This window comes from Xanthomonas euroxanthea, from assembly GCF_903989455.1.
Taxonomy (GTDB): Bacteria; Pseudomonadota; Gammaproteobacteria; order Xanthomonadales; family Xanthomonadaceae; genus Xanthomonas; species Xanthomonas euroxanthea.
Genome location: NZ_LR861803.1, coordinates 897,158 through 909,101 on the forward strand (window position 1 = coordinate 897,158; position 11,944 = coordinate 909,101).

At 67.7% G+C, this 11,944-nt stretch carries 10 protein-coding genes; 1 reads left to right on the forward strand and 9 read right to left on the reverse strand.

All coding sequences use genetic code 11. The features are described 5' to 3' along the window. Positions 1-228: 228 nt before the first annotated feature. From betA to H7A86_RS03720, 7 genes are all read right to left on the reverse strand, one after another. A complete protein-coding gene (gene betA, locus H7A86_RS03690; RefSeq protein WP_119130709.1) occupies positions 229-1,899 on the reverse strand; it encodes a choline dehydrogenase in 1,671 nt (556 codons plus the stop codon). A 172-nt stretch (positions 1,900-2,071) separates the two neighbouring features. After that, on the reverse strand, positions 2,072-3,544 hold the full coding sequence (betB, locus tag H7A86_RS03695) for a betaine-aldehyde dehydrogenase (protein ID WP_119130710.1): 1,473 nt from the start codon (positions 3,542-3,544) through the stop codon (positions 2,072-2,074). Between the two features lie 40 nt (positions 3,545-3,584). Next, on the reverse strand, positions 3,585-5,564 hold the full coding sequence (betT, locus tag H7A86_RS03700; protein ID WP_119129605.1) for a choline BCCT transporter BetT: 1,980 nt from the start codon (positions 5,562-5,564) through the stop codon (positions 3,585-3,587). A 136-nt stretch (positions 5,565-5,700) separates the two neighbouring features. Continuing rightward, the gene (locus tag H7A86_RS03705) at positions 5,701-6,438 is read right to left on the reverse strand and encodes an endonuclease/exonuclease/phosphatase family protein (RefSeq protein WP_104533297.1); all 738 of its coding nucleotides are present in this window, start codon (positions 6,436-6,438) and stop codon (positions 5,701-5,703) included. Between the two features lie 49 nt (positions 6,439-6,487). Continuing rightward, a complete protein-coding gene (locus tag H7A86_RS03710; RefSeq protein ID WP_016902612.1) occupies positions 6,488-7,303 on the reverse strand; it encodes a thiol:disulfide interchange protein DsbA/DsbL in 816 nt (271 codons plus the stop codon). Positions 7,304-7,394: 91 nt separating this feature from the next. Next, on the reverse strand, positions 7,395-8,045 hold the full coding sequence (locus H7A86_RS03715; protein WP_104586010.1) for a thiol:disulfide interchange protein DsbA/DsbL: 651 nt from the start codon (positions 8,043-8,045) through the stop codon (positions 7,395-7,397). 96 nt (positions 8,046-8,141) lie between these two features. Next, positions 8,142-8,942, reverse strand: coding sequence for a c-type cytochrome (locus H7A86_RS03720; RefSeq protein WP_180708031.1), 801 nt, complete (start codon positions 8,940-8,942; stop codon positions 8,142-8,144). Between the two features lie 144 nt (positions 8,943-9,086). On the opposite strand from H7A86_RS03720, the gene yihA reads away from it, so the two are divergent. After that, positions 9,087-9,710 (forward strand): ribosome biogenesis GTP-binding protein YihA/YsxC, encoded by a 624-nt coding sequence (gene yihA, locus H7A86_RS03725; protein ID WP_024939454.1) that lies wholly within the window; start codon positions 9,087-9,089, stop codon positions 9,708-9,710. Between the two features lie 72 nt (positions 9,711-9,782). Here the strand turns inward: yihA and H7A86_RS03730 are convergent, their stop codons facing one another. Together H7A86_RS03730 and H7A86_RS03735 are read right to left on the reverse strand one after the other, a co-directional pair. Further along, positions 9,783-10,757: an MBL fold metallo-hydrolase gene (locus H7A86_RS03730; protein ID WP_119130733.1), complete on the reverse strand. Its 975-nt coding sequence runs from the start codon at positions 10,755-10,757 to the stop codon at positions 9,783-9,785. A 104-nt stretch (positions 10,758-10,861) separates the two neighbouring features. Further along, entirely contained in the window at positions 10,862-11,698 is an 837-nt protein-coding gene (locus tag H7A86_RS03735) for a helix-turn-helix transcriptional regulator (RefSeq protein ID WP_104649709.1), read from the reverse strand. Between the last annotated feature and the right edge of the window lie 246 nt (positions 11,699-11,944).

An 11,944-nucleotide genomic window follows, 5' to 3' on the forward strand; every position in this document is an offset into this window, starting at 1 on the left:
GCCGTTCGGTAAGGCGCATCCGATCAGCTTCGCAACGCAACGAGATCAGAAGACGGGCGTTTAGCAAACAACCTGCAAACTTTCTGGTGCGGTGTCCTCACCGATTGCAGGACCGTGTGGCGGCATGGATGCCGCCACCGAGCCTACAAGAACGTACTTCCGGCGTGTCCCGCGAGCGGTGAGGGCGCCGCGCACTTGACCCGAGGCGGTGCGCGGCGTTTTCCAGCGTCACCCGCGCACGGGCGCATCGCCGGCCACGTAGTAGTCGGCCGTGCTGCGCGGCAGTGGCGTGCGGCCACGCATGCGGTCGGCGATCTTCTCGGCGATCATGATGGTGGTGGCATTGAGGTTGCCGGTGATGATGCGCGGCATGATCGATGCATCGATCACGCGCAGGCCTTCCATGCCGTGCACGCGGCCCTGTCCATCGACCACCGCCATGTCATCGCTTCCCATCGCACAGGAGCAGGACGGGTGATACGCCGTCTCTGCGCGCGCGCGCACGAAGGCGTCCAGCTCGGCATCGGTCTTGCAGTCTGCGCTCGGGCTGATTTCGCGGCCGCGGTAGGCGTCCAGTGCGGGCTGGGCGATGATCTCGCGGGTGATGCGGATCGCATCGCGGAATTCCTGCCAGTCCTGATTGGTGGATTGGTAGTTGAACAGGATCGACGGATGCTGGCGCGGGTTGCGCGACTTGGCATGCACGCGCCCGCGGCTGGGAGTGCGCATCGAGCCTACATGCGCCTGGAAACCGTGTTCCTTCACCGCATTGCTGCCGTTGTAATTGATCGCGACGGGGAGGAAGTGGTACTGGATATTGGGCCAGTCGAATTCTTCGCGCGTGCGGATGAAACCGCCGGCTTCGAATTGATTGCTGGCGCCGGTGCCGGTACCGGCGAACAACCACTGCGCACCGATGGCCGGCTGGTTCCACCATTGCAATGCCGGATACAGCGACACCGGCTTGGTGCAGGCGTACTGGATGTAGACCTCCAGATGATCCTGCAGGTTCTGGCCGACGCCGGGCAGGTCGTGCACCAGTTGCACATCGAGTGCGCGCAGCAGGTCGGGCGCGCCGACGCCGGAGCGCTGCAGCAGCTGCGGCGAGGCAATTGCTCCGGCACACACCAGCACTTCGCGGCGCGCATGTGCGTCGATGCCTTCGCTGCTGTTGCCGACCAGGTAGTGCACGCCGATTGCGCGCTTGCCGGCAAACAGGATGCGGTCGGTGGTGGCATGGGTGACGATGTGCAGGCCCTCGCGCGGGCGCGCCATGTCCAGATAGCCGCGCGCCGTGCTGGCACGGCGCCCCTGTGGCGTCACCGTGCGGTCCATCGGCCCGAAGCCTTCCTGCTGATAGCCATTGAGATCGTCGGTGCGCGGGTAGCCGGCCTGCACGCCGGCATCGACCATGGCGTGGAACAGCACGTTGTTGTCGTTCTTCGGCGTGGCCACGCTGACCGGGCCTTCGCCGCCGTGATACGCGTTGGCGCCGATGTCGCGTGTTTCGGCCTTGCGGAAGTACGGCAGCACATCGCGGTAGCTCCAGTCCTCCAGGCCCGGGCGCCTGGCCCAGTGGTCGAAGTCCAGCGCGTTGCCGCGGATGTAGCACATGCCGTTGATCAACGATGAGCCGCCCAGCCCCTTGCCGCGCCCGCATTCCATGCGCCGGTTGTCCATATGCGGCTCCGGCTCGGTCTCGTAGGCCCAGTTGTAGCGGCGGCCCTGCAGCGGGAAGGCCAACGCCGCCGGCATCTGGGTGCGGAAGTCCAGCCGGTAATCCGGACCGCCCGCTTCCAGCAGCAACACGCTGACGCCCGGATCCTCGGTCAGGCGCGCAGCCAGCACGTTGCCTGCCGAGCCGGCGCCGATGATGATGTAGTCGTATTCGCGTTGCATGGGGTTCTCCTTGTTGCGGTGCCGGTGTGAAGCGGCTTTCAAAACGATTGCGCGGTGGACCGGCGGCCGCTGTTCGAAACGGCAGCGTTCAAGCCGGCAGCGCGGTCCGCAGGTTGCGGCTGGCGCATGGCGCGGTGCCGCCGGCGGCTGCCTGCCTGGTGGTGTCGGCCCGTCAGAACACCGACGCGTAGCGGTCCAGTTCGACCTGGATGGATTTGGTGCGGGTATAGGCCTGCAGCGTCGCCAGGCCGTTTTCGCGGCCCACGCCGGATTGCTTGTAGCCGCCCACCGGCATCGGTGCCGGCGATTCGCCCCAGGTGTTGATCCAGCAGATGCCCGCTTGCAGGCGATGGATCAGGCGATGCGCGCGCGCCAGATCCGGCGTCACCACGCCCGCGGCCAGGCCGTAGGTGGTGGCATTGGCGCGGGCGATCGCTTCGTCCTCGTCGTCGTAGGTGAGCAGGCTCAGTACCGGCCCGAAGATCTCCTCGCGCACGATGGTCATCACGTCGGTGCAATCGCTGAAGATGGTCGGTGCGACATAGCAGCCCTGTGCCAATGCGCCGTCGCGCAGACGTTCGCCACCGCACAGCAGGCGTGCGCCCTCGGCCTTGCCCTGTTCGATGTAGTCGAGCACCCGCTGCATGTGCGCGGCGCTGACCATCGGGCCGAAGGTGGTGCGTTCGTCCAGCGGGTCGCCGATGTGGATGCGTTGCACGCGTGCCAGCAGCCGCGCCTCGAAGGCGGTGCGCAGCGCGCGCGGCACGAACACGCGCGTGCCGTTGGTGCACACCTGCCCGGAGCTGTAAAAGTTGGCCATCATCGCGATGTCGGCGGCCAGATCCAGGTCCGCGTCGGCGCAGACGATCAACGGCGACTTGCCGCCCAGTTCCATGGTCACGTCTTTCAGCGACGAACTCGAGGCACTGGTCATCACCTTGCGTCCGGTCGCGGTGCCGCCGGTGAAGCTGATCTTTTCGATCTGTGGGTGTTCGGTGAGCGCGGTGCCCACGCTGGCGCCGTCGCCGGGCAGCACGTTGAACACGCCATCGGGCAGTCCGGCCTCGGTGAACAGTTCGGCCAGCTTGAGCGCGGTGAGCGGGGTCACCTCGCTGGGTTTGAAGATCATCGCATTGCCGGCCGCCAGCGCGGGCGCGGCTTTCCACAGTGCGATCTGGATCGGGTAATTCCATGCGCCGATCGCGCCGACCACGCCCAGCGGCTCGTGCCGCGTGTAGAAGAAGCTGCCTTCGCGTAACGGCACCTGTGCGCCTTGCAGCGCCTGCGCCACGCCAGCGTAGTACTCCAGCACGTCCGCGCCGGTAACGATGTCCACGCTGCGGGTCTCGCTCAGCGGCTTGCCGGTGTTGAGCGTTTCCAGTTCGGCCAGCGCGTCGTTGCGCTCACGCAACAGCGCCACTGCACGCAGCAGGATGCGCGAGCGTTCCACCGTGGTCAGTGCCGCCCATTGCTGCTGGCCGGCCTTGGCGCTGTCGACTGCAGCATCCAGGTCGTCGGCGCCGGCATTGTGCACATTGGCCAGCACCTCGCCGGTGGCGGGGTTGACCACCTCGAAGGTGTGGCCGCCGCGGGCGGGGACGTAGCGGCCGCCGATGTACAGCAACTGGTCGGGGAAACGTGGCATGGCAAACCTCCTGTGGGGCGCACGCGGCAGTGGCGGCACCTCAGCGCGTGAGATGCAGGAACTGCAGGTGACGCTCGTATTGATCGATGATGTCGTTGATGATCTGTTCGCGGCTGTAACCGACCAGGTCGTAATCCTGGCTGCCTTCGTACAGATACACTTCGGCGCGGTAATAGCGTTGGTTGCGCAGGCGCTGCGCGGCAAATGACGGTGTCAGGTAGCCGCGCATCACCACCTGGTAGCGGAAGTCCTGCTGCTCGCCGTGGTCGACGCTGATCTCCATGTCGTCGTCGTCGAGCCGGCTGCTGACCTGCCAGCCTTCTTCCTGCAACTGCGCGGTGACTGCTTCGATCGCCGGGCGCACCTGGTCGTGCATGAAACGATAGACCTCATCGCGCGCCGGGAAGTGCATCGCCTGGCCCAGGCGCTGACGCCAGCCGCGGTGGTGCCGCGATTGCCCGATCAGCGGGCTGGGGCTGTAGAGCTGCGCACGCTTGCGTTGCGATTCCTGGCTGAGCGCGCGCGACAGGCCCCAGGCCATCAACAGCAGCACCGCGGAGAACGGCAGCGAGGCCAGCACCACGGCCGATTTCAGCGCGTCCATGCTGCCGGCCAGCAACAGGCCGCCGGTCACCACCGCGGTGAGCACGCCCCAGAACACGCGCAGCCAGCGCGGGCCATCGTCGTGCGGTTCGCCGCCGTGGGAGGACAGCGTGGACAACACAACCGTGCCCGAATCGGCAGAGGTCACGAAGAACACGAAGCTGATCGCCACCGTCACCGTGATCACCGTGCGGCTCCACGGGTAGCCCTGCAGCAGCGTGTACAACACCGTCTCCGGTGCAGCGATGGCCTGTTGCGCCAGCGCACCCTGGCCGTGATGCAGCACCTGGTCCAGCGCGCTGTTGCCAAAGATCGACAGCCACGCCAGGGTGAAGCCGAGCGGGATCAGCAGCACGCCGAGCACGAACTCGCGAATGGTGCGACCGCGCGAAATGCGTGCGATGAACAGGCCCACGAACGGTGCCCAGCCGATCCACCATGCCCAGTAGAACACCGTCCAGTTGCCGAGCCAGTCGCTGCGGCCGCCGTAGGCGTACACATCGAAACTCTTGTTGACCACACTGCCAAGGTAGTCGCCCAGATTCTGCATCAGCGCGTTGAGCAGGTAGTGCGTGGGGCCGGCGAACAGCATGAACAGCAGCAGCGCGATCGCCAGCAGCATGTTGATGTCCGACATCCAGCGCACACCTTTTTCCACGCCGGACACCGCCACCACGATCGCCGCACCCATCATCGCCACGATCAGCGCCACCTGCACCCAATGGGCGTGCGGCACCTCCATCAAGGTGCTCAGGCCGGCGTTGAGATGCAGCACGCCAAAGCCCATGTCTGCGCCCAGGCCGAACACGGTGGCCACGATGCCCAGTGCATCCACGGTGTAGCCGATCGGCCCGTTGATGCGCTTGCCGATCAGCGGATACAGCGCCGAACGCAAGGCCAGTGGCAAATTGTGCCGGAACGCGAAATACGCCAGCGCCATCGCTGCCAGTGCGAACACGCCCCAGCCGTGCAGGCCCCAGTGCAGGAACAGCAACTGCATCGCCTGCCGCGCCGAGGCTTCACCGCTACCGGTGCCGCCTTGCGGCGGTTGCAGGTAATGGGTGAGCGGTTCGGAGACGCAGAAGAAGAACAGCGTGATGCTGATGCCCGCAGCGAACAGCATGCCGGCCCAGGAGAGATAGCTGAATTCCGGCTCGTCGTGATCGGCGCCGAGCTTGATGTTGCCGTAGCTGGACAAGGCCACGCCGAGCACGAACACCAGATACACCGTCATCGCCAGCAGGTAGTACCAGCCGACATTGCGCGAGGCCCAGGTCTGCGCGTCCAGCAGCACACGGCCTGCATCCAGCGGAAACAACGACACCAGCAACGCAAATGTGCAGACCACGGTTGCCGCCAGCACGAACACCGGGCGCAGGGTGCGCACCGGCAAGGGCTGCGGCGCTACCGCACTCATGCCGACACACTCATAAGATGCGTATCACGTGCTGTGTTCCCAACGAAAAACCGCCTGCGTTATCGCACAGGCGGCGTCGAGGGGGTGTCATCGGTCGAGTCCGCCAGTGCGAACCCGTAGCCACTTTGCGTGGCTGTCAGCGCAGCAGGTGCAGCGGCACGCGGATATCCATGCCGACCGCAAGATGGTCGGAGAACGCTGCGGGAATCGCTTCGATATGTTCGATCGTCAGGCTGTCGCTGACCAGGATATGGTCGATCGCCCGGTCCGGACGCCAGCTCGGAAACGTATGCACCTCGCAGCTGGGCGGTTGCAAGCGCGTGTGCCGATACAGCGCCTGCATTTCCGGCCGGTCGGCCATGCAGTTGAAATCGCCCATCAACATCGCGTTGGGATGCTCGGACAACAACTCGGCGATGAAGGCCAGCTGCGCCATGCGCGAATTGGCGCCCAGCGACAGGTGCGCCACTGCCACCGCCAGGCCTTCGCGGCCCTGCCCGAACTTGGCCAGCAGGATGCCGCGCCCGCCGATCCGGCCGGGCAGGGCATGGTCCTGCACTTCCAGCGGTTCCAGCTTGCTCAGCAAGCCGTTGGCGCTGGAGGCGACCCCGCCCATGCGGCGGTTGGGCTGGTGGCTCCAGTAATGGAAGCCGGCGCGCTCGGCCAGATAGTGGGTCTGGTTGGTGAAGCCCGAGCGCAGGCTGCCCGGGTCGGCCTCCTGCAGGCCGACGATGTCGCGCTCGCCGGCCAGTTTGGCGATGCTGTCCAGGCTGGTGCGCTTGCTGCCCAGCGGCAACGCATGCGACCAGCTGCGCGTGACGTAGTCGCTGTACCGGCGGGTGCTGGAGCCGGCCTGGATATTGGCCGTCAGCACCCGCAGGGTGCGCGAATCCGAAGCGTTCACAGGGCTGCGATCGACAGGATCACTTGGCCAGCGTGGCGCGTTCGCGCGCGATCAGGTGATCGGCGATGCGCAGCATGTCCGGGAAGCTCTGGCCCTTGACCAGGTACTTGCCGTTGACGATCAGCGACGGGGTGCCGGTGAGCTTGCTGCGGGTGGCGAACTGCTTGGCACGGTTGGTCTTGGCCGACACGCCGAAGCTGCTCATGGTGTCGATGAAGGTTTTCTGGTCCACGCCGTACTTGGCGTAGAACGCGGCGATGTCCTGCACCGAATCCTTGCCGCGCTCGCCCTTGAGGGTCTGCTCGGTGTGGATGGCCTTGTACAGCGCTTCGTGGGTCTTCTCCTGCACGCCCAGGGTTTCGGCGGCGTAGAACGCACGGCCGTAGTCGTCCCACGGGCCGCCGAACATCGCCGGCACGTAGACGAAATGCACGTCCGACGGCAGGCCGGCCTTCCACGGCCCGATCAGCGGCTGGAACGCGTTGCAGGCGGGGCAGACATAGCCGAAGACTTCGGCCACTTCGATCTTGCCGGCAGCCTGCTGGTAGGGCTGGCCGCCTTCGATATCCAGATAGTCGGTGCCGGCGACCGGCTCGGGGCCGTTCGGCGCCCGCGGTGCGGCGCTGGGGGCGGCGGCCGGCGGGGTGCTGGCGCTCTCGCCCACCGCAGGCGGTGCGGCGGGGTCGGCGGCCGGCGTGGCAGCGGCCGGAGCAGGCGCCGTTTCGGCAGCCGGCGTGGTGGCGGCAGGTGCGGTATCGGACGAGCCGTCCTGGGCCTTGCAGGCGACCAGGATCGGCAGCAGCGCCATCAGCGTCAGGGCGAAGCGGGTCTTCATCGGATTGGATCTCCAGCGTGGGGCGAGGAAAGGGCCGGACGGCCGCGGGGCGCATGATGCCACGGGCGGCCGTTGGTGGCGGTTACGCGGTTCAGCGCTTGGCAGGCGCGGCGTGTTCGCGGGCGATCAGGTAATCGGCCACGCGCAGCATGTCCGGGTAATTGCGCGCGCCGATCAGGTAGCGCCCGTTGATGATGATGGCCGGGGTGCCCGGGAGCTTGCTGCGCTTGGCGAATTCGCGCGCCGCATCGAGCCTGGCATCCACCGCCTGGCTCTTGTAGGTCTCGATGAAGCGCTGCTGCGGCACGCCGTAGCCGGCGTAGAACGCGGCCAGTTCCTCCGGGGCGACGTTCTGGGTCGGCACGGTCTGCTTTTCGTGGATGGCCTCGAACATGGCGCGATGGCTGCGCTTGGCCACGCCCAGGATGTCGGCGGCGAAGTAGGCACGTGCGAACGCATCCCAGAACCCGCCGAACGCCGCCGGCACCGGGGTGAAGCGCACATAGGACGGCTGCTTGGCCACCCAGGCCTCCAGGGTGGGCTCGAAGTGCGCGCAGTGCGGGCAGGTGTAGCCGAACACTTCGGTCACTTCGACCTTGCCGGCCAGCGGCGCGTACGGCTGGCCGCCGTCGATCACGATGTAGTCGTCGCCTTCCACCGGTGGGGCGTTCTTGTCGGCGGCGCAGGCCGCCAGCGGCAGCAGCACCAACAGCAGCAGGGACAGACGGGAAAGCAGATTCATGCGGGCTCCGTGGGGATGGGGAGGGGAGAGCGGGAAACGACGACGCCGGTCGCGGGACCGGCGTCGTGACACGGTGTGGCGGTTGCGGCAGTCAGTTCATGAGCGTGCGGGCGTTGCTGTGGGTGGTTGCTGCGCGGCGGCCGCATCGTCGGCGCGGTCGTGCAGACCCTGCAGATAGCTGGCCAGCGCCTGGATCTCCTGCTCGGTCAGCGGGTGCGCCACCTGCGCCATGATATTGAACAGCGCCGGGTTGCGCTCCTGGGTGGTGCCGGCCTGGTATTCCTTCAGGCGCCGCGCCACGTACTCGGCATGCTGGCCGCCCAGGCGCGGATACGCCGGGCCCGGATTGCCGCTGCCGGCCGGGCCATGGCAGGCCATGCAGGCCGGCACGCCGCGCGCGATGTCGCCGCCGCGGTAGAGCTTCTCGCCGACCTCGTAGAACTTCAGCCCCTGGTACGGCCCCTCGTTGACCACCGCGTCGTCGGCCACGCCGGCTGCGGATTTCTGCGTGGCGAAGTAGGCGCCCAGGTCGCGCATGTCTTGCGCGGTGAGGTCCTTGACGAACGGCACCATCACCGCCGACATGCCGGTATTGCGCTCGCCGCTGGCGATCAGGGCGACCTGGTGCGCCACGTAACGCTCGGTCTGGCCGGCGATGCGTGGGTACATGGCCACCGCCGGGTTGCCGTCCGGGCCGTGGCAGGCCGCGCAGGCGGCGGCCTTGGCCTGACCGGCCTTGGCATCGCCCCAGGTGGTCTTGGACAGGTCCACCTCCAGCGGGGCAATGCGCACCGGCGGCGGATCGGGGATCGGCGTGACCGCCGACTGCGCAAACGCCACGGCGGCAATGACCGGCACGGCGAGGGCGGCGAGGACTAGCACACGAGCATGGCGCATCAGCTAAAGCTCCGTATGGACCCGGCCCGCGCGCGTTGGGTGCTGGCTGTGGCAGGCGTGCTTCGATTATCGACACGCCTTTGCGCCAGGGTCAACGAACAGTGCAGCAAAACCGTCAGGCCCCGAACGTGCGATCCTAGGGCGATGTCGCTCCTTATCGAACAAGCCCGCTACCACCTGTCCGCCCATAACGCCCGGCAATTGCCCGACGATGGCGGCTACGAGGTCGCCTTCGCCGGCCGCTCCAACGCCGGGAAATCCAGCGCGCTCAATGCGCTGACCCGCCAGAACGCCCTGGCCCGCGTGTCCAAGACCCCTGGCCGCACCCAGCAGCTGGTGTTCTTCCAGATCCAGCCCGAGCGCTATCTGGTGGATCTGCCCGGTTACGGCTACGCCAAGGTGCCGCAGGACCTGCAGGCGCATTGGCAGGCCTTCATCGACCGCTATTTCCGCACCCGCGAGGCCTTGCGCGGGCTGGTGGTGGTGATGGACATCCGCCATCCGCTCAAGGATTACGACCTGCAGATGCTCGGCTATGCGGCCGAGCGCGGCCTGCCCGCGCATGGGTTGCTGACCAAGGCCGACAAGCTCGGCCGTGGCCAGCAGATGCAGACCCTGCAGAAGGTCAAGAAGGAAGTGACCTCGCGCTTCGGCGACAGCGTGACCGTGCAGACCTACTCGGGCGAGTCGCGCCAGGGCGTGGACGAGTTGCGCGGCATCGTCGGCGGCTGGCTGGGCCTGGACGTAGCGGCGCCTGCCGCAGAGTGAGCCGGGACGGGCTGGCGGATGACGCCTGGCCCTTCAGACCATTAGGACGGCGAGCCAGGGCTCGCTGTTTTTTCATTGTGGCACCGGGCCGAACTCGGTCGGCACCCAGGCGAACGCGGCGCCCTCGCGGCGGACATGGCCCAGGCCCGGGAACGGCAGATGCGCGCCGGCCACCCACCAGCGGCCGTCGGCGGCCTGCGCCAGCAGGCGACGCCGTGAGGCGATTGCCTTGGTGCGATCGCTGTCGGCCTCGAACGATGCGTCCGGCTGGGCAAACTGCACGGCGTGGTAGTGCAACACATCGCCCCACACCAGCAGGGTGCTTCCAGCGCCGCCGTCGAAGCGGTAGGAGACGTGGCCGGGCGTGTGGCCCTGGCTGTCCAGGGCGGTGATGCCGGCCGGCAATGTGGTTTTGCCCGGCTGGAAACGGCGCAGCCGACCCTGGGCTTGATAGGGCGCGACGGCCGCGCGCGCCAACGGGAAGGCGAACTGTAGCGTCGGCGCGGCAGCGGCCTCCGAGGCGGGATCCAGCCAGTACGCGGCATCGGCGTCGGACAGCCACACCGTGGCGTTGGCAAAGGCCGGTGTGCCCTGCGCATCGAGCAGGCCGCACAGGTGGTCCGGATGCGCGTGGGTGAGCAGCACATCGTCGACCTGGGCGGGGTCGACGCCGGCGGCGCGCAGGTTGGCCAGCACCTGGCCCAGGCCGGGCCCCAGGCACTGCGCGGTGCCGGTATCGACCAGGCTGAGGTGGCTGCCGTCCTGGATCAGGTAGGCGTTGACTGCGGTCTGCAGCCCCTTGGCGTCTTCAGGCACGTAGCCCCGCGCAAGCAGGCGGTCGCGCTCTGCCGGGTCCACATTGGACAGTTGTTGACGCGTCAGCCCCACGCGGCCGTCGAACAACGCGGTGACGCGCAGCGTGCCGATGTGCTGCAGGTAGAAGCCGGGAACCTGCGCGTGGGTGGATGCGGGCGCAGCGGCGTGCGCCAGCGTGGCGCTTGCGGCCAGTAGCAGCGGCACCAGCGCACGCAGGACGGAAACAGACATGAGCAACTCCAGGACAGGCGGCAACCGCCGCGGTGTCGCCATGCTGGCGGCAGCGAGCTGCGCGATTCGCTCAATGCGCTGCGCCAAGCGCTCGCGTTGGCGCCCTAGCGGCTATTGCCGATGCTGGCCGGGTCCAGCCCATAGCGCTGCTGGAAGCGCTGGCTGAAGCTGCGGGTGGAGCGATAGCCGGCGCGCGCGGCCACGGTCTTGAGCGGCCAGCGCGTGCTGTAGAGCAGGGCCATCGCGTGCGCCAGCCGCGCATCGGTGATCAGTTCGCGCAGCGAGCGTTGTTCGGCGGCCAGATGCCGGCGCAAGGTGGCGCCACTGATGCCCAGGCTGTCTTCGATATCGCGCGAGCGCCACGCCCGCTGCGGTTGCGCGACGATCAGCGTACGCACCTGCTCGGCGATGCTTGGCGCCGGCGGCAGCAGCAGGCCGCCATGGCCGCGACGGCACACGTGGATGACCAGTGAGGCCAGCGCCAGGCGTGCTTCGGTATACAGGCCGCGTTGCAGCGCATCGCGCCATTGCCGCAGCGGCAGTGCGACATCGATCGCCGGCAGCCGCGCGATGTCGGCGCCCGCCTCGGGCAGCGGCTCGTTCCACAACGCGCGCGCAGCGGCCAGTGCCTCCTCGCACAGGGGCACCACCGCGCTCATGTAGAGCCCGGTCTGCGGGTCGGGCGTGTTGATCAGATCGATCCGGCAACGGCGCGTCGCCAGGAACAGATCGCCCGGCACGAGTTGCAGCGACTGGGTCGCGCTGCGCACCTGTTGGCGGCCCTGCAGCACAATCGCGAACTGCGGCTGGGTCAGGTCCACCGAGCGCGCCCCGTGTTCGCGCCGTGCGCTCACGCAGGCGTAGCCGTCGGCGCGCTCGCAGTGCATCAGAGTGGTCATCTGCGCGAGCAGGGCGTCGGTGGGTGTGGGCGCAACGGTCATGGCCGGGCGATGCTACAGGATCGCGGGTGCGCGGCCTGGGTGATCGAACGCCGTGCATCCTGCCTGCGGGGATTTGCGGGTAGCCGCGTTCAGCGTGAACGGCTGCGGCCTGCCGCACCCTCCGTCATGCCTGCCCTCGGGCGGTGGGGTCGCGCTTGCTGCTGCGTCGGCCACGCCGTGCGCATGGATGGAAATCTCAGGCCCGGTCGATGGCAGCAATTCTTTCCATGCCCTGCGGTTATAGTG